Annotated in this window: 14 protein-coding genes; 9 read left to right on the forward strand and 5 right to left on the reverse strand. The window is 56.7% G+C overall.

Annotation, left to right across the window (positions count from 1 at the left end; all coding sequences use genetic code 11):
• Positions 1 to 102 precede the first annotated feature (102 nt).
• The 9 genes from LOY56_RS12650 (at position 103) to LOY56_RS12690 (ending at position 9637) form a co-directional block, all read left to right on the forward strand.
• Positions 103 to 1662, forward strand: coding sequence for a sugar ABC transporter ATP-binding protein (locus tag LOY56_RS12650; RefSeq protein WP_258622630.1), 1560 nt, complete (start codon positions 103 to 105; stop codon positions 1660 to 1662).
• A complete protein-coding gene (locus LOY56_RS12655; RefSeq protein ID WP_258622323.1) occupies positions 1659 to 2681 on the forward strand; it encodes an ABC transporter permease subunit in 1023 nt (340 codons plus the stop codon). The genes LOY56_RS12650 and LOY56_RS12655 overlap by 4 nt, the downstream gene beginning before the upstream one ends.
• Before the next feature lie 49 nt (positions 2682 to 2730).
• Positions 2731 to 3660 carry an ABC transporter substrate-binding protein gene (locus LOY56_RS12660; protein WP_258622325.1) on the forward strand — a complete coding sequence of 310 codons (930 nt, stop codon included), beginning with the start codon at positions 2731 to 2733 and terminating at the stop codon, positions 3658 to 3660.
• A 195-nt stretch (positions 3661 to 3855) separates the two neighbouring features.
• A complete protein-coding gene (locus LOY56_RS12665; RefSeq protein ID WP_258622327.1) occupies positions 3856 to 4515 on the forward strand; it encodes a nucleoside triphosphate hydrolase in 660 nt (219 codons plus the stop codon).
• A 161-nt stretch (positions 4516 to 4676) separates the two neighbouring features.
• Positions 4677 to 5615 carry a carbohydrate kinase gene (locus LOY56_RS12670; protein WP_258622329.1) on the forward strand — a complete coding sequence of 313 codons (939 nt, stop codon included), beginning with the start codon at positions 4677 to 4679 and terminating at the stop codon, positions 5613 to 5615.
• A 277-nt stretch (positions 5616 to 5892) separates the two neighbouring features.
• Positions 5893 to 6300: a DUF3224 domain-containing protein gene (locus tag LOY56_RS12675; RefSeq protein ID WP_258622331.1), complete on the forward strand. Its 408-nt coding sequence runs from the start codon at positions 5893 to 5895 to the stop codon at positions 6298 to 6300.
• A gap of 290 nt (positions 6301 to 6590) precedes the next feature.
• On the forward strand, positions 6591 to 7199 hold the full coding sequence (locus LOY56_RS12680; RefSeq protein ID WP_258622333.1) for a dTMP kinase: 609 nt from the start codon (positions 6591 to 6593) through the stop codon (positions 7197 to 7199).
• Between the two features lie 257 nt (positions 7200 to 7456).
• Positions 7457 to 8323 carry a LysR family transcriptional regulator gene (locus LOY56_RS12685; protein ID WP_258622335.1) on the forward strand — a complete coding sequence of 289 codons (867 nt, stop codon included), beginning with the start codon at positions 7457 to 7459 and terminating at the stop codon, positions 8321 to 8323.
• A 105-nt stretch (positions 8324 to 8428) separates the two neighbouring features.
• Positions 8429 to 9637 carry an MFS transporter gene (locus LOY56_RS12690; protein WP_258622337.1) on the forward strand — a complete coding sequence of 403 codons (1209 nt, stop codon included), beginning with the start codon at positions 8429 to 8431 and terminating at the stop codon, positions 9635 to 9637.
• Positions 9638 to 9827: 190 nt separating this feature from the next.
• Here the strand turns inward: LOY56_RS12690 and LOY56_RS12695 are convergent, their stop codons facing one another.
• The 5 genes from LOY56_RS12695 to LOY56_RS12715 form a co-directional block, all read right to left on the reverse strand.
• The gene (locus tag LOY56_RS12695; protein ID WP_258622339.1) at positions 9828 to 10736 is read right to left on the reverse strand and encodes an amino acid ABC transporter substrate-binding protein; all 909 of its coding nucleotides are present in this window, start codon (positions 10734 to 10736) and stop codon (positions 9828 to 9830) included.
• Positions 10737 to 10782: 46 nt separating this feature from the next.
• The gene (potE, locus tag LOY56_RS12700) at positions 10783 to 12123 is read right to left on the reverse strand and encodes a putrescine-ornithine antiporter (protein ID WP_258622340.1); all 1341 of its coding nucleotides are present in this window, start codon (positions 12121 to 12123) and stop codon (positions 10783 to 10785) included.
• 79 nt (positions 12124 to 12202) lie between these two features.
• On the reverse strand, positions 12203 to 14503 hold the full coding sequence (locus LOY56_RS12705; protein WP_258622342.1) for an Orn/Lys/Arg decarboxylase N-terminal domain-containing protein: 2301 nt from the start codon (positions 14501 to 14503) through the stop codon (positions 12203 to 12205).
• A gap of 22 nt (positions 14504 to 14525) precedes the next feature.
• Positions 14526 to 16709: an ornithine decarboxylase SpeF gene (gene speF, locus LOY56_RS12710; RefSeq protein ID WP_258622343.1), complete on the reverse strand. Its 2184-nt coding sequence runs from the start codon at positions 16707 to 16709 to the stop codon at positions 14526 to 14528.
• 788 nt (positions 16710 to 17497) lie between these two features.
• Positions 17498 to 22324, reverse strand: coding sequence for a M10 family metallopeptidase C-terminal domain-containing protein (locus LOY56_RS12715; RefSeq protein ID WP_258622345.1), 4827 nt, complete (start codon positions 22322 to 22324; stop codon positions 17498 to 17500).
• Positions 22325 to 22393: the final 69 nt, after the last annotated feature.

Here is a 22393-nt window from a genome sequence, read left to right on the forward strand (position 1 = left end):
GCGCTTGCGCAAGCGCTTTCCTTTGGTCTATGTTTCTCGAACAAGAACACCGATGAGAGGTTTCAACTGCTTCTCAAATCGGTAGATAAGGAGTTAACCGCAATGCTGAGCACTGGATCTGCAAGTCCACCTCTTGCCCTATTGGAAATGCGCTCTATTTCTAAGTCATTCAATGGGATACGCGTCCTGCATGACATCGACCTCAGTATTTTCCCAGGACAAATCCACGCGCTAATGGGCGAAAACGGCGCTGGAAAATCCACGCTGATGAAAATACTGTCGGGGGCCTATACAGCCGACAGTGGCACTATCCGAATCGATGGATGCGATATTAAAAGCTATGGCCTGAACGATGCGAAGCGCCATGGCATTTCAGTTATCTATCAAGAACTTAGCTTGTGCGCGAATATGACCGTGGTCGAGAATATCTACCTCGGTAGAGAAATTCGTCGATGTGGGGTTGTAAACCATAAGGCAATGACCGAAGGCGCGCAGGTTGTGTTAAAGCGACTTGGCGTCACATTTGATCCGCACGCGCTGGTCGGTACATTGTCGATCGCCGACCAACAACTGGTTGAAATCGCCCGGGCAATTCATGCCGACACACGAATCCTGGTGATGGATGAGCCTACAACACCGCTATCTTCAAAAGAGACTGAAAGTCTATTTATATTGATTCGGCAATTACGGGCTGATGGCGTCGCGATCATCTATATCAGCCATCGAATGGCTGAGATATACGCATTGTCCGATTGTGTTTCGGTACTCCGAGACGGTCATTACGTAGGTTCGCTGGATCGTGCCACGCTATCAGCTGAAACCTTAGTCCGGATGATGGTTGGCCGTGATGTTTCCGGTTTCTATGCCCATGAGCGTCCTTCGTGTTCTTATGAACAACCGATACTACGTGTTCGTAATCTTACAGATGGCTTCAATATTAAAAATTGCAGTTTCGATCTGTATGCCGGCGAGATTCTTGGAATTGCAGGGCTGGTAGGCTCCGGAAGAACTGAACTTGCCCGACTCATCGCCGGTGTCGATGCGTACTCAGGTGGTCAGATTGAAATGGATGGCGAAGTTGTAGTCATACGCTCTCCTCGCGATGCAGGTAATGCAGGCATCGCCTATCTAACAGAAGACCGCAAAGCGCTGGGTCTTTTTCTCGACATGAGTGTTCACGACAATATCAATGTATCTGTTTTGGGAAGAGATGCTCTATTTCCGGGTTTTGTGAGCCGAGCAGCCGGAACTGGACGCACCAAACAAGCCATTGAAGCACTCAATATCAAAGCATCCTCAAATATCAATGTCGGAGCGTTGTCTGGAGGCAACCAGCAAAAGGTTTTGCTGGCTCGTCTGCTTGAGATGAAACCCAGGGTATTGTTCCTCGACGAGCCTACTTCGGGTGTAGACATTGGAGCCAAAACAGAAATATATAAAATAATCCATGCATTGGCCGCATCTGGCGTTTGTGTAGTGGTGATTTCAAGTGAACTACCAGAGATCGTTGGAATTGCTGATCGTGTGTTGGTCATGTGTGAAGGAAAACTTGTCACGGAACTCGGTGGCCACAGCGGTCTTGATATCACACCTGAAACCATTATTGCATTTGCCACAGGCAGCGACAGGTTGACTCTAGCCAACGGAGATTTAGTCCAATGACGTCCCCACTGCAACAAAAAGTAGTAAGTGACTTCACCACACCTGGTGTACGAAACATCGTTGGCGCTACCGCGCAGGATAAAATGCGCCAACTGATGAGGGTGGCAGGTATGCTGCCCGTCTTGTTGCTCCTTTGTGTGGGCTTTAGCCTGATGAGCGAGAATTTTCTCTCGGTTCAGAATTTTTCAATCATTAGTCAACAAGCTTCTATCAATGTGGTATTGGCATCAGGTTTAACTTTCGTGATCTTGACAGGTGGAATCGATCTTTCGGTTGGTTCGATTCTGGCTGTTTCCGCAGTAGTGGCACTATTGGTATCGCAAGTTCCCGGGTTTTCTTCCCTGGCGATCGCTGCGGGACTTGGGGTCGGACTGCTGCTAGGGCTCGTCAATGGAGCATTGGTCGCTTTCGGGAAGCTACCGGCATTTATAGTCACGCTGGGCGGATTGACTGCGATGCGTGGAATCGCACGCCTCATCGGCGAAGACAAAACGGTTTTCAATCCCGATCTATCGTTTGCCTATATTGGTAACGATACGTTGTTCGGGGTGCCATGGCTGGTGGTAATCGCGATGGTAGTGGTTACTCTTTCGTGGCTTATTCTTCGACGTACGGTTTTAGGCGTCCAAATTTACGCAGTGGGTGGCAATCCCGAGGCCGCACGGTTATCGGGAATCAAGGTCTGGAAAGTCCTGTTATTTGTTTATGCTTTATCCGGTTTGTTGGCGGGTGTGGGGGCCATCATGACTTCCGCTCGCCTGATGGCTGCTAACGGACTGCAAATGGGACAGTCCTATGAGCTCGACGCTATCGCAGCCGTTATCCTGGGGGGCACACGTTTCACAGGAGGCGTCGGCACCATCGTCGGTACGCTAATTGGCGCCTTGATTATCGCTACACTTTCCAACGGCCTGATATTGCTAGGCGTTTCGGATATCTGGCAATACATCATCAAAGGTGTCGTCATTATTGGGGCGGTAGCACTCGATCGCTTTCGACAGACCGGCGCACGCACCTGAATCATATAAAAATCACCCACCCACACTCCAATAACAAGAGGCAGTCCCCATGAAAAAAATAATATTTACCGCTGTTTGTGCACTACTGACATTTAGCACCGCTCAAGCACGAGAGTTGAAATCCGTCGGGATAACTGTTGGCTCGCTGGGAAATCCTTATTTTGTAGCGATGGTCAATGGCGCCAAAGCGCAGGCACTGAATATTAATCCAAATGCAAAATTCACGTCGGTCTCGGCCGATTACGATTTAAATAAGCAGTTTACTCAGATCGATAACTTCATTTCATCGGGCGTAGATTTGATTCTTGTCAATGCCGTCGACCCTGTCGCCATCGCACCTGCGATTGCGAAAGCGAGAAAGGCAGGCATAGTGGTTGTGGGTGTCGATGTCATGGTGCAAGGTGCAAACGCCACGGTACAGACAGATAACGTCGAAGCCGGCAGGATTGCATGTCAGTACATTTCTGAGAAGCTGGGTGGCAAGGGTAACGTTATTATTCAGAACGGTACGCAAACTTCAGCAGTCCTGGATCGTGTCAATGGTTGTAAGAGTGTTTTCGCACAGGCACCGGATATCAAGGTACTGTCCGATAATCAGGATGCCAAAGGCTCGCGCGAAGGTGGCTACAGCGTGATGCAAGGCGACCTCACTCGCTTTGCAAAAGTCGACGCAGTGTTTGCTATTAATGATCCTCAGGCCATAGGTGCAGACCTGGCAGCAAAACAACTTAAGCGTAAAGGCATCATTATCGCATCGGTGGATGGGGCTCCCGATATAGAGACAGCACTCAAAAGCGATACGCAGATCCAGGCCTCTGCCTCTCAGTCTCCTTGGGGCCAAGCAAAACAGGCCGTAACGATGGGTAACGACCTGTTGAATGGGAAATCTTTGGAAAGCACAATGGTACTGCTTCAACCCTCACTTGTAACCCGGACGAATGTGACGGAATACAAAGGCTGGCAAGCGATCACTGAGTAATAAGCGGTTGAGTCAAATGGCATAGGGATATCTAGCCATCTCTGAAATGGGGTAATGGCTGCTACGGATATTCGTAGTAGCCAAAAACGCTCGTTTTAATGATCCTCCGCTGGCTCAAGTCAAGTATCAGGCCCAAAGATGTGCTTCAAGCATCTTGGAAACTTCCTCGGTCCGCCTGCTGACGAGAAATTTGGCATGTTTTCCAACACAAACACATTGGTAAGCGTAGCGCTACTTGACTACGTTAAGGCTCTGTCTGGTAATCGAATTGTCGTTGCGCTAGCGGGGCCGCCTGGTGCTGGTAAGTCCACCGTCTCCGAGGCCTTGGTAGAGGCCCTTAATAGTATTGAGCCGGGGAGCGCAGCGGTCATTCCCGGGGATGGCTTTCATTACGATGATGCGGTTCTTGGATCCTTGAACCTTTTAGATCGTAAGGGTTCCCCCGATACATTCGATGTGGGTGGCTTCAGAAGTCTGCTGCTGCGGCTTCGTGCGAACAACGAGCCGACGGTTGCCGTCCCGGTATTCGATCGACACCTGGAGATATCCCGTGCTGCAGGACGATTGATTTCCTCTGACGTGAAATATCTCGTCGTGGAAGGAAACTACCTTCTATTAAACCTTGAGCCATGGTCGTCTTTAAGAGACTGTTTTGACGCCACCATCATGCTGCAGGTTGACCGTAAAACCCTGCAGACGCGGCTGCTTGATCGATGGCGATCATTCGGGTTCGATGAGTCTACTGCCTGTGAAAAAATTCGTCGCAACGACCTTCCGAATGCCGAGCTTGTAATGTCGGCCAGCAGTAAAGCTGACTTCATGATCACAGACAAAGAACCCACTTCCCCTCCTTGAGATAATCATGCTTATCCGGAGGGGACGACGGTCACTTTCTGCTTGTTCACTGGCCGTATTGTGCGAGCGCTGTGCCAGTCTCGTCAGTGAAACCTTACCCGTCGCAGCCAATGTGGCTGCCTATCAACAACCAATAGCGAACCTTTAAAGAGCAAACGATTATGTATCTGGTATGTGGTGAAGCGCTGTTCGATTTCTTTAGTGAAAACGATCCCGAAGCTCAAGCTTCAAAAGTAAATTACAAGGCCATTGCCGGCGGTTCACCGTTCAATGTCGCCGTCGGACTGCGACGCCTGGGTGTCGACGTGGCGCTGTTTTGCGGGTTGTCCACCGACTACCTGGGCCGGCGTTTACAGCAAGTATTGCGGGAGGAGGGCGTGCGCTTGAACTATCTTCAGGACTTCGACGCACCGACCACCCTTGCCATGGTCGCCGTGGGTGCCGATGGCTCGCCGCATTACAGCTTTCGCGGCGAAGGCTGCGCGGATCGCCAGCTGTTGCTGAGCCATTTGCCTGAGTTAGGCGCTGAGGTGCGCGGATTGCATATTGGCTCGTACTCGTTGGTGGTGCAGCCGATTGCCGATACGCTGCTGGCTCTGGTTTACCGGGAAAGTGGCAAACGCCTGATCAGCCTCGACCCCAACGTGCGACTCAACCCAGAACCGAATATCGAATTGTGGCGCGAACGGATCGGCACTCTGGTCGAACATGCCGATCTGATCAAGGTCAGTGACGAAGACCTGAATCTGCTCTACCCCGAGTGTGATGCGCAGAGCGTGATCGAGGGCTGGCTGGAACACCGCTGCCAACTGGTATTCCTCACCCGTGGCGGTCAGGGCGCGACAGTTTTCAGCCGCCGCCATGGCACTTGGTCGGTGCCGGCCCATCGCGTGGTGATGGTCGATACCGTAGGCGCCGGCGACACCTTCCAAGCGGCATTGATCGCTTGGCTGACGGAGCAGCAGCTGGATTCGGTGGAGGGCTTACAACGCTTGAGCCGTGAACAGATCGACGCAATGCTCACTTTTGCCGTCAGTGCCGCAGCCCAGACCTGCGGTAAAACCGGGCCAGACTTACCTTTTCGGCATCAGTTGGATTGATATCTGGTCAGGATTGTTTCGTCGGCATTGCAGTCGTCGCGGGCATCCGAAATAGCTGAGAACGAGCTTCGTCGGTACCTGAGCATATCGTCTACAACGTTGGCGAGGAGGATGTAGGCGGGGGGCGCCTAAGCGTCGTGGCGTCGCCATCGCTGAAAAACTGAAGATGGTGTCTCGGTCGGGCAGCTGCTGCCACAGCATTGGCCTGACTTCTCAACGTGAGGGCGCTTTTGCATTAGAATGACCGCTCAACTCATATGGAACAGGACTGATCCGAATGGAAGCGCGAGCCATTTTTTCCGCCAAGAATTTCAAACCAACGGACCTGATCCTCACGCCCGAAATTACAACAGGCTTACCCGTGTCGATCAGCTCCATGGAAAAGTCCTATACAGGCGCTATCGATGGTATTTCTTCAACAGCCTTTACCGCGGCGTTCGACCAAGCGTCAAGAAGGGGTAGCTACATCGCGATGGAGAGCTTCAAAGGTACGGTGAATGGGGTAGAGGGTTCCTTTAACTTCATTCATTCCGCCTCCACTACCGGAACTGATCGTGCAGATGAGTTTTTCTGCATCGTTGGAGGCAGTGGTACGGAGGGTTTGAAAGGGATCTCAGGGTCAGGAGGGATCACAATTGACACCGATGGAACGCACCATATTTGGTTCAATTACCACCTCGAATAAGGCTGTAACAAGCCGTAAAGAGCACCGCCCCTGATGCGCATCAGGGAGGTGTCTTCACTAGGTGCTTACCGTGGTTTTGCCGGACGCAGACGATGATTTTGATTATTGAAGGTAAACGGCTACCTTACCCTGGACACGGGCCAGCGCGCGGGGCTTTTTCCTTGAAGCGAAAACATAAAGCACTGGAATCAATCGTTCAAAAGCGCTCCACTCGATTCGCGTAGTCGCGCCAAGCGGTTCCAGCGAACGAACAGGGCAAAAAAAACCGTATATCAATCGTTATGTGAAAAATGAATCGTCCGCTGTTTGTTTCTCTAGATGGGCCCAAGGGAACCGGCAAAACCACACTGTTGGAAGCCATTACGAAAGCGCTAAGGGCAGACAACAAAAAGGTGATCCGACTTTGCGAGAAAAAAAGCGATCCCTTTAGGGGGGAAACAATGACCCTCGTGAACAAACTTGTCAGAAACCCCACCCGGGATTTGGAGTTGAGGGTTTGTGAGCGCTTCGCTGATAGCCGTACCTGGATTTCCCAACACGTACTGGCTAAGCAGCCACCAGACAGCATCATCTTGATCGATCGCTGGTACCCCTCTGATGCCGCGTTCCGCCGGATAGTCCCGTTTGCAGAGATTCTACAGTTGAACATTGATCGAAACGTGCGAGTGCCAGACCTGCATGTCGGGGTTGTCACCGTCCCTGATATTTCTTGGGCGAGGGCAGCGGCACGACGGCGCGGGCTGAGCAGTACTGTGATCCATAAGCTGGAAGAACATGTCGCTTGTAGCGAGGCGTTCGAGCGAGCAATTGCAGATCACGGCTGGGTTCTATGCCGTAATGAAGGCACGATCGAAGACGCAACGATGCAGGTGATTTCTGAGATCTATAGAGTCCTTTGATGCCCCGTAGGCGAAGTTCGCTGCGCCCAAGGACAAGGTCCCCCTGATATCACCCGCGATTTTGCCCGTTGCTCTACAGGCCCCGGAAGGGACTGAATATTCTATGCCCGTCGTGATCGCTGTAATCGCCAAGCGGTTCTTGCGGGACGGAGAACGCGGGGACGAAATGAAGTCCAGGCTTTATGCGGCAGCACCACCTGATTTATCGGTAAGCTACGTTTTTCGCTCGCTGTAAATCCACTCCTAACCACACCCTGATGACCAATATGCTTGACTGGGACAGCCTCCGTTTTTTCTTTGCCTTTGTTCATGAGGGCTCCTTAGCCGCTGCGGCTCGCTCGCTGGGGGTGGAGCACGCGACTGTGGCTCGCCGAATAGCTGCCCTTGAAGCCTCTTTGGACATGAAGCTGGTAGATCGTAGGGGCCGTGTCTACCAACTGACCGAGGAGGGTGTAAGGGTAGGTGAATATGCAGCGCAGATGGAGTCTGCGTCACTTGCGCTCAGGCGATTTGCTGACGGGGGAGAAAGCCGTGTTGAGGGTGTGGTGATCTTGTCTGCACCTCCTGCATACCTCGGAACGTTGGTAGCTCGGCGACTTGGGGTATTGCGCGAGCGTTATCCCCGGTTGCAGCTGACGCTCGTCGGGGCCAAGTCCACTGCGTCGTTGGCAAGGAAAGAAACCGATATTGCCATTACCTTCAGCAGGCCGGATGAACAGAGTATCGTCGCCAAAAGTCTCGGCTCCTTGCGTTTTTACCCTCATGCTAGCGAGGACTACATTAGCCAACGTGAACCTGAAGCGTTCGAGTTCATAGGCTACGACCGTAGCATGGGCGATTCGGTACAGCAGCAATGGCTCCTGGATCGGCTGGAAGGAAGACCGCTTTCCGTCACCAGCAACGATCTGCGCATCCAGGCATTAGCTGCCGTAGGCAATGCTGGCATAGTTTTCCTTCCGGATTTTTTAGGCAAAGAATATGGGCTGGCAAGGGTAGATATGGATCACACACCGCTGGAGCTACCCATCTGGCTCGCGTTTCATGAAGATTTACGCAGCTCTCTAAAAATCCGGGCAGTGCTTGATTTCATCATGGAGGGATTAGTGCAGGCACAGGGGCTGTGAATTTTTTCACATCCGCTTTGTGACTTTGATGAATGGGCCATCACGAAACATGTCTCTACTCTGGGCTCCGAATTGAATTCCTGCCACTGAGAGGCCCTTCACCAAATGAGCAGTTCCCATCCCATACAAAGCTCAATGGCTGTGTACCGTACAGCGTGGATCGTGACCGCGATTTTTATACTTTCAAATGCCGCTACGCCACTCTACAGCTTTTGGCAGCAGTCCCTCGGCTTCGCGTCGGGAGTGCTAACCGTAATTTTTGCCTGCTACATCATCGGTCTTCTTCTAACGCTCACCGTCGCTGGGCAGCTGTCCGACCACTACGGGCGCAAAGCCTTGCTTCTACCCTGTGTGGGGCTGGCTATCATTGCAGCGATTCTGTTCGACCAAGCGCACAGCATCGGCGTCTTGATGCTCGCACGCTTCCTCACCGGCGTTTCGGTGGGCCTCGTTGTATCTGGGGGTATGGCGAATGTCGTCGAGCATGCTCAGCCTCATCGCAAGCATTTTGCTTCGCTAATGGCATCTGTCGCGATGGTGGCCGGAGCGGGCACCGGGCCGCTATTGGCAGGGGTCGTTGCGCAATATCTTCCGAACCCGATCCACACAGTCTTCCGAGTGGAAATCGCGATTTTGTGCATGGCACTCCTAGCGTTACTCAATCAAAAGAACCAGAAGCTTGGGGGCGGTACGTTTAAACCACACTTGCCCACCGTCGCTAAGGAAAACCTCGGCATCGTGCTATTGGGGATAGCGTTCTTCGGCCCTGGAATAACTTCGACATCATTCATCTTGTCGCTCGGCCCCAAGCTGATAGCGACTTTTCTAGGCGTGAATAGTCCCCTTGTCACGGGTTGTATGGCCTTTTCAATGTTCCTCGTCGCCGTGGGCGTGCAGTTTGGGGCGAAGCGATACAGCGGCCGTACCGTGTTTTCGCTTAGCGGGATCGGCACTGTCTTCTCAATGATTTTCGTGTGGATCGCACTGAAAACCGGTTCCGCTCCATGGCTGATCGTTTCCGCCTTGTTGGCAGGCGCCGGTCAAGGATTGGGCCAGTTAGGTGGACTGACCCTTATTGCTGACCGCGTGCCTGCGCAGCGCAGAGCCGAGGCCAACGCAGTGTTCAACATGGGGGGTTATGTGCCCGCTGGGGTGATCCCGGTGTTAACAGGTTACTTGATCGACTTTTGGGGGCTGAGCATTGGAGTAAGCTTGCTTGCGCTCATTATCGCGAGTCTTGCTTCTTTGGCGCTCATGCAGCTTTGGAGGCACGTTCCCGAGCAAAGTCAAACGCGTAGATGCGGCGAGGCTTAACGAGCCCACTTATGTTGCAGCAGATCGATAATCTGACTGGCGTGCTGGGTTGGCAGATCTGGACTACGTTCAGGGATGCAGTCAAACCGCTCTTCGAGTTGTAGAGATAGCTTATGTCGCCGATCCATATAAATCAGCGGTTTGCATGCCAAGGCCACCCACGGCGGCCTTGTTCATTGCAGTGCGGTCGCTAGGGCAACAAAGCATAAACCTTGAACAGCTTCTTCACGATATCGTTGGTCCCGCCCAGGTATTTGTCGTAGGCCTTCTCGATGGCGCCCGAACGATAGGCTTCGCTCAAGGCCGTATCGACCAGCAGGCGGAAGTCCTCATCGTTGCGCTCCACGATCATGGCCACCGGGGCATACTCGAAGATGCGGTCCAGAAGCATCAGGTTCTTGGCAGTGTCGTCCTTGGCCATTTCGTTTCTCAACAGCATGCGCTCGGAGAAGAAGGCATCAGCCTTGCCCTCGGCGACCAGTTTAATCCCTTCATCGTTGTTGGCCACGGTCACCAGCGAGGCGACCACGCCGAGCAGGCGCATCTGCTCGCGAATCCAGTCTTCGGTTACCCCACCCTCAATAGTGGCATAGATGTGGTTGGCCAGGCCGCGGTTGATGCTGGCACGCCAGGTCGGGCCGCTGTAGGCGACTTCGCCGTTGAGCACATTGAGCAGCGGCTCGGCGGCATCCTTGCGCACCACGACCGAAAGACCGGCGGTGTAGATCGGTATGGAGTAGCTGACCATCTTGCGCCGCTCCAGGGTCGCCGGTGTCGGCGTGCAAAGGATATCGACCTTGCCCAGATTCACGGCACTGGTCTCCTCGGCGACCTTGACGGGCTGATAGCGCAGTTGCAGGTCGGGCAGGCCCAGTTCGCTCTTGAGCTTGTCGGCGATCTTCAGGCACAGGTCGATGGCGTAGCCGCTGGCCTTGTCGCCTTCCTGCTTGCTGAAGGGGTCCATTTCTGGCAGGTAGCCTAGGGTGAAGGTGTGGCTGCTGCGCACGCGTTCAAGAGTGTTGGCGCCGGCCACTAGCGGCAGCGTCGAGAGCGCGAAGGCAAGCAGCAGGCTGGTGGTATTTGCAAATGGTACGTTCATGTCTGGTATCCCTATGCAGAAGTCTGTGCAGTCCTGAATGCCACGCCTAAAGATTGCCGGCCCTGGCCTGGGCGGCTGGCGGCATGTCGGTGAAACGCTTGGCGAGGAAACCGTAGAGCAGGTAGCCGAAGGCGAGTACCAGTGTGCCGCCCATCACTGCATCCTTGCCGCAGGCATACAGGGCGTACAAGGAGTACGCCATCGCAATGATCAGTACCACCACGTTGCGTGAGTAGATCGCCGGCGAGACCGCGGCCTTGTACATGATCACCAGCAGGCCGGTAAGCGCGGTTATATAGGGGATCAGGTTGGTTACCGCCGCCAGGTTGACCAGCTTGCTGAACTGGGCGGCGGCATCGGGTGAGATGGTCGCCAGGGCCATGAGGGTCTGCAGCACGCCGCAGACGATCATGCCGACAACGGGCGCATTCATGGAGTTGACCTTGCTGAACAGCTTGAGGAACAAACCTTGGTCGGCCGTCATCTTGGCTGTTTGCGCCAGGGTGAATTGCCAGCCCAGCAGCGAACCGACACAGGCCATGACCGCCAGGGCCATGACGATACTGCCCACCATCGGGCTGAATATCGTGGCATAGACCAGCGCGAAGGGCGCCGAGGATTTGGCCAGATCAGCGTTGGGGATGATGCCCTGGATGACGGTGGTTGACAGTACATAGATCACAGCTGCACCCAGGGTGCCCAACAAGCAAGCCAGCGGCACGTTGCGCTTGGGGTTTTCCACGGCATCGGTGGCCTGGGCCGCCGATTCCATGCCCAGGAAGGCCCATAGGGTCAGGGGGATGGCCTTGCTGATGGCCTCGGAGATTGGCAGGCTGTTCGGGTTCCAGGCGGCGGCCAGCACCTCGGGCTTGAACCAGAACCAGCCGATGATGCTCAGGCCCGCTACCGGAATGATCACGCCCCACACCGTGAAAGCACCGATCTTGCCGGTGATGCTGGGGCCACCGAAGTTGGCAACGGTGGTCAGCCAGATCAGCGCGATCGTGCCGATGCACAGCGGGATGGCACCACTGCCCAGCCAAGGCATGAAAGTGCTCATGTAGCCCACCGCCGAGATGGCCACGGCCACGTTGGCGATGGCCAGGGACAGGAAGTACAGGTACGAGCAGAGGAAAAAACCCGACTTCGCATGGGCTTCTTCGGTGTACGCGGACAAGCCGCCGGAACGCGAGCAGAAGACGCCGCACTGGGCAAAGCAGTAGGCGATGGCCATCGAGCCGATGGCCGTGAAGATCCACGACAACAGCGAGACAGCACCCAGTTGAGCCATGTTGGTCGGCAACATGATGATACCCGAGCCCATCATGTTGACTGTTACCAGCGTCGTGAGCCCCATCAGGCCCATTTTGTTGCTTGAATCAGCCATCGCAAACCTCCTTGCCCTGTTCAAATAGTTGACCCTGGGGCAGGTGACGTTATGCCTGCCACCAGGTAGGGGGTAATCTTTACTGCTTGACCACATAAACCTTGTAGGTGGGCCGCCCCAGGCTATCGCGTTCGATCTCGACACCATGGTTGTCATGTTCGAAACCGGGGAAGCGGCCGTCGAAGGCCTCCATCGCCAACAGATAGTCGACGATGGCTTTTTTGTCGGCGCCGGCCTTCTCGCCAGGCATCATCAACGGAATGCCAGGTGGATAGGGGACGATCTGCATGGCCACGGTGCGGCCTTGCATGTCGCGCACGGCAATCTGTTCGATTTCGCCTCTAACCAGTTTGGCGTAGGTGTCCCTTGGCGAAGACACCGGGTCAGGCAACAGAGTGTAGGCCGCATCCATGTTGTGCAGCATTTTCGTGGCCAGCATGTCCTGGTGCATCTCTTCGGCAAGGTCCTTGAGGCCCATGCCGCTGTAGCGGTCACCATGGCTGTCGACCAGGACAGGCATCACCTGTTCGAGTGGCGAGTTGTCGTCGTAATGTTTCTTGAACTCCATCAGGCCGGCCACCAGCGAGCCCCATTTGCCTTTGGTCACGCCCATGCTGAACAGCAGCAGGATCGAATAGGGCTCGGTCTTTTCCACCACGATGCCGCGGCTGGAGAGGAAGGACGATACCAACGGCGCCGGGATGCCGCTGTTCTCCATCTGGCCTTCGAGGGTCTGCCCCGGCGTGAGCACCGTGACCTTGATCGGGTCGAGCATGCAGTAGTCGCTGCCCAGGTCGCCGAAACCGTGCCAGGTGGCTGTCGGCTTGAGCAACCAGGCGTCGCTGTGGCGCAGGACGTCGGGATCGACGTCGGCAAAAGGCACCCCGTCGACCTGGTCCGGTTGCCATACACCGAACCACCAGTCCTTGGCGTTGCGCTGTTGTATTTCCTTGCTCAGGCGCACCATGGCCTGGCGAAAGGCAATGGCTTCGCTGATGGACTCATCGGTGAGGTAGCCACCGGCATCGTTCATCATTTTCGCCGAGACATCAGTCGAGGCGATGATGCTGTATTGCGGTGAGGTCGAGGTGTGCATCATGAAGGCTTCGTTGAACAGGGCCGGTTTGACCGGCACTTTTCCGGAACGAACATGGATCATCGAAGCCTGGGACAGCGCTGCCAACAGCTTGTGGGTGGAGTGGGTGACGGTCACCGTGGCGTCGTCGGCATGCCGTTCGCCACGGTGCATGCCGTAACGCCCTTCGTACAGCGGGTTGAAGCGAGCATAGGCGTACCAGGCTTCGTCGTAGTGAATGCGGTCGACGCTCTGGCTCAGCTCGCGTGTGGTGGTCTGCACGTTGTAGCACAGGCCGTCGTAGGTCGAGTTGGTCAGCACTGCCAGCACAGGTTTTGCAGTCTTGTTGGTTGCCAAGGGGCTTTCGGTGAGTTTCTGCGCGACGGCAGCGGGAGTCAGCTCAGTGCGTGGCACCGGGCCGATCAGGCCGCGCGCGTTGCGCCGTGGACGCAGGTACAGCGGCACTGCGCCGGACATGTTCAAGGCATAGTTCAATGACTTGTGGCAATTGCGGTCGACCAGCACGGCATCGCCATCGATCACTGCCGAGTGCAGGACGATCTCGTTGCTCGCGGAGCTGCCACCCACGGAAAAGAACGTGAAGTCAGCGCCAAACACCCGCGCGGCATATTTTTCTGCTTCATCGATCGGGCCGGAATGGTCGTTGAGCGAGCCCAGCTCGCTAACCGAAACGCTCAGATCCGAGCGCAGCATCTGTTCGCCGTAGAAGTCGAGAAATGCGCGCCCCACTGCAGTCTTCATGAAGGCGGTACCACCGGTATGGCCCGGGGTGTGCCAAGAATATTCATGGGTACTGGCGAAATTCACCAAGGCGCCGAAAAACGGTGGCAGGATGCTGTCGAGGTAGCGGCGGGCGGCGGCTTCGATGCGCCCGGCGATGAATTCGGGGCTGTCTTCAGGCTGCCATATAAAACCGTCGATGTTCTCCACGAACGCCAGCGGCACCCGGCCCTGATGCGCCCGGCTCATGCCGAGCATGATCGGCAGCTGCGCCGTGCGCTGACGGATGAGCTGGATCAACTGCAGCGCCTGGTCCTGGTTGTTTTCGCACAGGCCCCAACCGATGATCGCGCAGCAGTAGGCCGAGTTGGCGCTGACGGCGATTTCGGCCTCTTCCAGCGACCCGACCAGCTCCACCTCCAATTCATGTTCATGCAGGGCGGCAGCAATCGCCTGGGCGCTGCGCAGAATGATACTGCTGTCATGTTCCTGGATGTTGGCCACGATCAGCACGGGGAAGCGCTGCATCAAATCGACAGGAAATCGGGTTTGCGAGTGACTCATGCGTATCTCCTTGAGCGCAGCATCAGGCCTTGAGTACGTAAACGTAGGCGCGGGTTCGACCGCCTTCGTGTTTCAGGTAGACGCCCTGAAGTTCAGGGGTGAAGCCGGGCAGGCGGTTAATGCCTTCTTCCAGGGCCAGGAAATACTTGAGTACTGCACTACCCCAAATCTCTCCGGGCACCAGGCACAAGACGCCCGGCGGGTAGGGCAACGCACCTTCGGCGGCGATGCGTCCATTGGCGTCGGCCAGCGGCACCAGTTCGACATTGCCGCGGATGTACTCGATCTGTGCGGCCTGGGGGTTCATGGCCTTTTTCGGGAAGTGTTCCTTGCGGAACATGTCCTTCTGTAACTGCTGCACGTTATGGCTGCGGTACAGGTCGTGCATTTCCTGGCAGAGTTTGCGGATCGTGTAGTCGCGATAGCGCTCTTCGTACAGCGCGTAAATGGCCGGTAGCACCCGACTCATCGGCGCGTCATCGTGGATGAAACGTTCGAAGCGGGCGATCTGTGCCGCGAGGTGGTTCATCTTTGCCCAGTCTTCGGCAGGGGTGAGCAGGAACAGAATGGAGTTAAGGTCGCATTTTTCCGGAACGATGCCATTCTGGCGCAGGAAGTTGGCCAGGATGCCGGCATGGATGCCGAAGTCGGTGTAACTGCCGTCCACCGGGTCGATGCCGGGTGTGGTGAACAGCAGCTTGCAAGGGTCGATGAAGTACTGCTTGTCGGCATAACCGGGGAAGGCATGCCAGCGGTCCTTGGGGTGGAACTCGAAGAAGCGGATGTCGCTGGCGATAGCGTCGGTTGGGTGGTCCTGCCAACGGCGCCCGTCGATTGTGTCCGGTACGAATGGGCGAACCAGGGTGCAGGCTTCCAGGATCAGCTTGCGTGCGTTGATGCCGAACTTCACGCAGTCGTCCCACAGGCGCAGGCCACTGCGGCCCGAGTGAATGCGCGCATTCACATCCAGCGAGGCGAATAGTGGGTAGAACGGGCTGGTGGAGGCCTGGGCCATGAAGGAGTTGTTCAGCCGCGCGTGATTGCAGTAGCGTGGCTGGCCCTTGATGTGGCGGTCCTTTTTGTGGATCTGCGAGGCCTGGGAAAAACCGGCCTGTTGTTTGTGTACCGATTGGGTGACGAAGATGCCAGGGTCGTTCTCATCCAGCTCGAGCAACATGGGCGAGCAGTCCTTCATCATCGGGATGAATTGTTCGTAGCCAACCCAAGCCGAGTCGAACAGGATGTAGTCGCACAGTTTGCCGATGCGTTCAACCACCTGGCGGGCGTTGTAGACGGTGCCGTCATAGGTGCCGAGCTGGATGATCGCCAGGCGAAATGGCCTTGGCAGTTGGGCCTTGTCCGGGGCAACCTCGGTGATCAGTTGGCGAAGATAGTCTTCTTCAAAGCAGTGGGAATCGATCCCGCCGATGAAACCATAAGGGTTGCGCGCGGTTTCCAGGTAGACCGGCGTAGCACCGGCCTGAAGCAACGCGCCCTGGTGGTTGGACTTGTGATTGTTGCGGTCGAACAGGACCAGGTCACCCGGGGTTAGCAGGGCGTTGGTGACCACTTTGTTGGACGCTGAGGTGCCATTGAGCACGAAGTAGGTCTTGTCGGCATTGAAAACCTTGGCAGCATGTTTTTGCGCTTGCAGCGCCGGGCCTTCGTGGATCAGCAGGTCGCCCAGCTTGACGTCGGCATTGCACATGTCGGCGCGGAACAGAGTCTCGCCGAAGAACTCGAAGAACTGTCGGCCGGCCGGATGCTTGCGAAAGAACTGGCCACCCTGGTGACCCGGGCAGGCAAAGGTGGCGTTGGCCGCCTCGGTGTAATGCTTGAGCGAATCGAAGAACGGCGGCAGCAGGCTCTCTTCATAGGCCTTGGCTACCGTCTCCAGCTGGTTTCCGTAGTACTCGGTGTTATTGCTGGTCAAGTCGAAGACGCCATTGACCTGCAAAATGACATCCTGCAGTTGCTTGTAGACTTCCAAAGAACGATTGCCGCGACTATGGGCGGCAACCAGGAAGATCGGGATGTCGAAGCCGGTACGTTTGATGGAATCCAGCGCCCCGGCCGCCAAATCATCCACCGAGAGCACGGCAACGGCGACATCGGTGTAGTCGGTCTGGTCGAGGGAGACGATTTGACGGGCAGTACGGAAACAATCTCGAACCGCATCACTGGCAGCGACTTTCAAGGCATTCATTGACAGGTCTCCAAGCGGGCAAATGCGCCGGTTGTTAAAAGGGGCAGATACCCAACACCGCCAACACTGAGCCTTGATCCAGAGCGTTGGTATTGGATCATTTCAGCGAAGCTGAATCCGAATTTGGTGCACACCTGCGGCTAAGAAGCTTGGTGCCTACCTGAAAAAATCGTCAGGGTCTACGCCATTTCGCGTGGACTATGGCGAAGCAGCCGATACACCTCTTTTCTCCGAAGCTTTCGGTGCCTGAGTGAACTTTAGAAGCAACCCGAAGGGCCCACTCTGACGTAGATCATGGAGTTGACTACTGGGTGAGGCAGTAAATGAGTTTTTCGGTCGCATCGAGGCGTTATTCGCAGCCTCAAAGAAGATAGGGACAGATGATGACGCTTAGACGACTGTAGCTGAGCGTGCTGTAATCAAATGCGCCCCATAACTGCAAGGGAAAGAACATCGGCGACGCCATTCTGATCGAGCGTTACGTGGGCTGGGTAGAGAATGGTAGGCACGAAGGGGCTAATGAGTTGCATTATTTACAGGTCGAAGGATATACAGAATCTTTCCGTGATTTGGCCCGTGAAGGCTACGTTCCGCTCAACAAACTTTTCCAGGCCGAGTGCAATGCGGCCCAACTGGCTGGGCAGATTGCTTCTGGCGATCAACGAAAGCGTGGCCGGGTCCAAGCGAACCTGATCGCGAAAGCAGTGGGTCAATCAGCATCCATGTTGAATGTGCCGCCGCTTTCGCGGGCAAGTCGGATCGCCGCTCCCACAGGATATGGGCTTGACTCAGGCTGTAAAGTCGCTGGCGTGCAGCGCCTGGACGCCCACCAGTTGGATTTCGATCTCGGGGGTAGCGTCGGTATCGACACTGCCGTAGAGAATGCCATCGGCAAAGCGCAGTTGGTCGGTGGCGTTGGCTGGGTCGAAGGCGTTGCTGCCGATAAAGGTGAAGGCGTCGACAGCGGTGGTCAGCGGGTTGGCGTCCAAGCCGGTGAAATCCAGAAGATCGCCCTCGGTGCTCTTGAAACCGTTGATCACATCGCGCAAAGCCCCGACGCCCATGTCCGACAGCGCACCAAACGAATAGGTATCCGCCCCAGTGCCACCGGTGAGGTTGTCGGTGCCTGCACCGCCGATCAGCCGGTCATCGCCCGAACCGCCCACCAGCGAATCGTTGCCCGCACCACCGTTCAGAACGTTCGCGGCGCTGTTGCCAGACAGATTGTCGGCGTAGGCGCTTCCCGTCAGGTTTTCGCAGAATTTCAAGGTGTCGAGCCCGGAACTCACGGTGTTTTGTTGCGCGGACGTCGAGAGGTTTGCGGTGACACCGGACAGGGCGCGCTCAAAGGACACCGTGTCATTGCCATCGCGCCCGTCCAGCACGTTGTTGCCGGCTCCGGCGAACAGCGTGTTGTCCAACGCGTTGCCCGTGCCATTGGCGGCGCCAGTGCTATCGATATACAGACGCTCGACGTTGTTGCCGAGGGTATAGGCGGCCAAGCTGCTGTGCACACTGTCGACTCCTCCAGAAACGGCATTGCTGTTGGTCTCGATCACTGCGTCGTCGGCGTTGTCGACATAGTAGGTATCGTTGCCATCACCGCCGCTCATGCTGTCGTCCCCTGCGGCACCATTGAGCACATTATCGGCGGCATTGCCGGTGATGAAGTTGTGCCGCTCATTGCCGGTGCCGTTGATGTCCGACACGCCGGTGAGCACCAGGTTCTCGAGGTTGGCGCCCAGGGCCCAACTGACCGAGGCCTGCACCGTATCGATCTGCGAGGTCGAGGTGTTGGTTTCCACCACGCGGTCGAGCGCGTTATCGATCAGATAGATGTCGTTGCCATCGCCACCGGTCATGGTGTCGGCGCCCAAGTGGCCATCCAGCGTGTCGTTGCCCGAACCGCCCACCAGGGTATCCGCCTGGTCGGTACCGGAAATCATGTTCCGGGCGTTGTCGAAAATGTCCTGCACGCTGTTGTTGTCGCCGGGGTTGCCTTGGAAGCCAAGGTCATTGGCAATGTAGTCGGCCAGGCGCTGGCCGACGATCTCCGCCGACTCCTCGTGCAGGTGCCAGACGTCGTCGGGATACGCCAGTGGATCGACTTCGTGGCGCAAGGGGAGGTCGGTGTAGTCCACCGCCAGCTTGACGTCGGCGCGCTCGGCGGCGATGGCTTCCTGGGCAGCGCGGACATAGCCAACCCCCTCGACAATGGAGGCAATCTTTTCCTCCGAATAACCACGGGCACGCGCCGCGTCCTGTTCGTAATGACCGGTCTCCATCAAGTACACGCTGAAGTTGCCGAACTGGGCATGCAGGTAATCAAACACCTTCAGGGTCGCGGCCTTGTAGGCCGCTGCTGCCGCTGCTTTGTCCGTGGCGCGGGCGATCTCCTGGGCGGCTTCCTCGCCCTGGCCCCAAATGATGCCCATGGTGACGTTATTGATGGATTGGAGTTCGGTGAGTTGTTCCCGCAGCAGCGTCACGGCGCGCAACAGCGCAGGCCCGGGTTGGTTGGTGTCGGTCAGCCACCAGCATAAATTGAGTTCCTCGGCGCTGAGCGTCGACAGGCCGGTGACCGTGCTGCCGCCCACCGCGATGTCGATGCCGTTTCCATTGGCATCGGTGAACTGGCTGCGCACGTCATAGGGGGTGTAGCGGTCCAGGTCATTGACCAGCATCGAGGTGCCGGACTGATTGTCGTCCTCCGTCATGCGCAGCAGGCGTGCATTGGATTGGCCGAGGGTGGGCAGGTAGAGGATGTCCTGCTGGGTGCTCTCGCCGAACACGAAGTCGCTGGCGCTCAGGGTGTTGAGGTAGTTGCCGTTGAGGGCGATTTCAAAACGATTGCCATCGGCATCCGCTTCGGCGGACTTGATGTAGGTCTTGTCGCCGGCCGCGTTGAGCGTCATGTACAGCGTGCCATTGCTGCCATCGCCGAGGCCGACAAAGCCCAGGCCCGAAACATCGATCTTGTCGACGCCCGCGGTGAAGTCATAAATCGTGTCGGTGGCCGTGATACCACCCGTGTCGTAGTCGCGGTAGCTGTCGAGTGCGTTGGTGTAGCGGAAGGTGTCGGCACCGTCGCCGCCGTACAGCGAGTCGCGTCCGGCGCCGCCGTCGACGATGTCCGCGCCGGTGCCGGCCTTGATTGTGTCGTTGCCACCGAGGCCGAGGATCAGGTCGGCGCCCGCCGTGCCGTTGAGGGTTTCGGCATTGTTGGTGCCGGTGATGGTGTTGGCGGGCGCATCGGCCACGACCAGGGCGAAGCTATCGCTGACCGATGCACCGGTCGGGTCCGTGGCGTTGACCAGCACGTTGTAATTGCCGGACGCGGTGCTGGTCGGCGTGCCGCTGAAGGTCAGGTTGGTGGCATTGAAGCTCAGCCACGCGGGCAGGGCGCTGCCATCGGCCAGGGTCGCGGTGTAGCTGAGGCTGTCGTTATTCGGATCGGTGAAGCTGGTGGCCGGCACTGCGTAGCTGAACGGGGTGTTTTCGGTCGCGTTCTGATCCAGCAGCGGCGTGGCCAGCACCGGCGCCTGGTTGGTCGGTGACGACGTGGCGAAGACGAAGTTGGCGCTGGTCAGCTTGCCGAGGTAGTTGCCGTCCAGTGCCACTTCGAAGCGGTTGCCATTGGCGTCGGCGGTCAGGGTTTTGATGTAAGTCTTGGTGCCGGCACTGTTGAGCACCACGTACACGGTGTTGTTCTTGCCGTCCCCCAAGCCGGTGAAACCTATGGCCGAGAGGTCGATCTTGTCGGCGGTGATATCGAAATCGGTGATCAGGTCGCCAAGGTTGGCGCCGCCGGTGTTGTAGTTGCGGTAACTGTCCAGGCGATTGGAGAACACAAAGATGTCCGCACCAAAGCCACCGGTGAGGGTGTCCATGCCTGCGCCGCCGTCGAGCTTGTCGTCGCCCGCGCCGCCACTGAGGTTGTCGTTACCCGCCAGGCCGAGGAGGGTGTCGGCCGAATCGCTACCCAGCAGCGAGTCGCTGCCGCTGGTGCCGGTGATCACTCGATTAAAGATGAAGTTATTGGCCGTCAGGGTGCTGGTCAGGTTACCCGAGAGAATCAGCTCGAAGCGATTGCCGCTGGCGTCAGCATCGTAGTCCTTGATGTAGGTGCGGTCGCTGCTGGCGCTGTAGCTGATCTGCAGGGTGCCGCCGCGGCCATTGCCCAGGCCGGTGAAACCGAGGCCGGCGAGGTCGATCTTGTCCTGGGTGACGTCGAAGTCGGTGATGGTGTCATCGAAGCTTGCGGTTGCGTTGCGGTAACTGTCGGACTGAGCGGCGAAACGGAACGTATCGGCGCCGGTACCACCGGTGAGTTTGTCGATGCCTGCGCCACCCACCAGAATGTCGCCACCGGCCCCGCCATTGATGGTGTCGTTGCCGGCACCGCCGTAGAAAATCTCGCTGGCGGCGCTGCCCAGCAGGGTGTCATTGCCAGCCGTACCTTGCACGGTGATCATCGGCACCGTGTCGCTGACGTAGCTGCCGTCACCATAGACCAGCGTGGCGCCCTTGCTGGTGTGGCTGATGGTATTGCCGATAATGGCGTTGCGATCAGTGCCGTCTTCGTTGCGTTCGGCGACGCCATAGGTCGACAGGTCGCTGCCGATGATGATGTTGCCCTGGATGGTGTTATCGCTGCCGTTGAAGTACATGCCGGACACGCCCAGGGTGTCGTTGTAGGACTGGATGATGATTTCCGGTACGGGGCTGCCCAGGGAATTATTGTTAAGCGTGTTGTCGATGATCTCGACGTGGTTGCTGCCGTAGATGCGTATCCCGGCGCTGGTGTTGTCGTGGATATCGACGTCGCTGACGATCACCTCGCTGGACAGTTTGATCAGCACCCCTTCGGCGCCGTTGCCGTACACCTCGCCACCGGTGATGGTGATGTTTGTGGGGGAGGGGATGTCCTCACTGCCGCGCTGCACCACGATGCCATTGCCGCCGTTGTCGTAGGCGACGTTATTGGTCATGGTGAAATCGTGGGTGCTGGTAACGATGTTGAAACCGTGGCGGTCGTTGTCGTAGGCGATGTTGTTTTCGAAGGTGCTGTTGCTGAGGAAGTCAGCCACGAAGCCGTCCAGGCCATTGCCGTGGGACACGCTGTTCTTGATGACCATGTTGACGGTCTGCTCGTGGGGGTCGAAACCGTACCCGGAGCAATCCTTGATCTCGACGCTGTCGAGGGTAACGTTGGAGTCGTAGCCTGCTTCGCCGGGAATGTAGCCGTTGAACCAACCGTCGATCTTGCCCGTGGTGCTGTCACGGTTGCCGTCGATGGTGAGGTTGCTGACGCCGAAGTCGTGGGTTTCCTCGCCATAGGCGGAGCGGATGATTCCCGTGATCTTGGTGTCGGAACCGTCAGCCACCTTGACGGTAGTTGCGCCCATGCCGTCGCCGTACAGGTAGACGTTGCTCTTGAGCATCAGGCAACCGTCGGAGGGTTCCTCACCTCCCGAAACGATATAAGTTCCGGTGGGCATATACACCTGCCCACCGCCTGCAGCGGCCGCCGCATCAATTGCGCTTTGTATCGCCGCCGTGTCGTCAGTGATGCCATCTCCTTTGGCGCCATAATTTTGTACATTGAAAATCATGAGCTTATCTCCGTATCAGGCGAATACCTCGGTAGATGCCAATATTCCATCGACAGCTATCGTGTTATG

Origin of the sequence: Pseudomonas sp. B21-048 (assembly GCF_024748615.1) — a bacterium.
Classification (GTDB): domain Bacteria; phylum Pseudomonadota; class Gammaproteobacteria; order Pseudomonadales; family Pseudomonadaceae; genus Aquipseudomonas.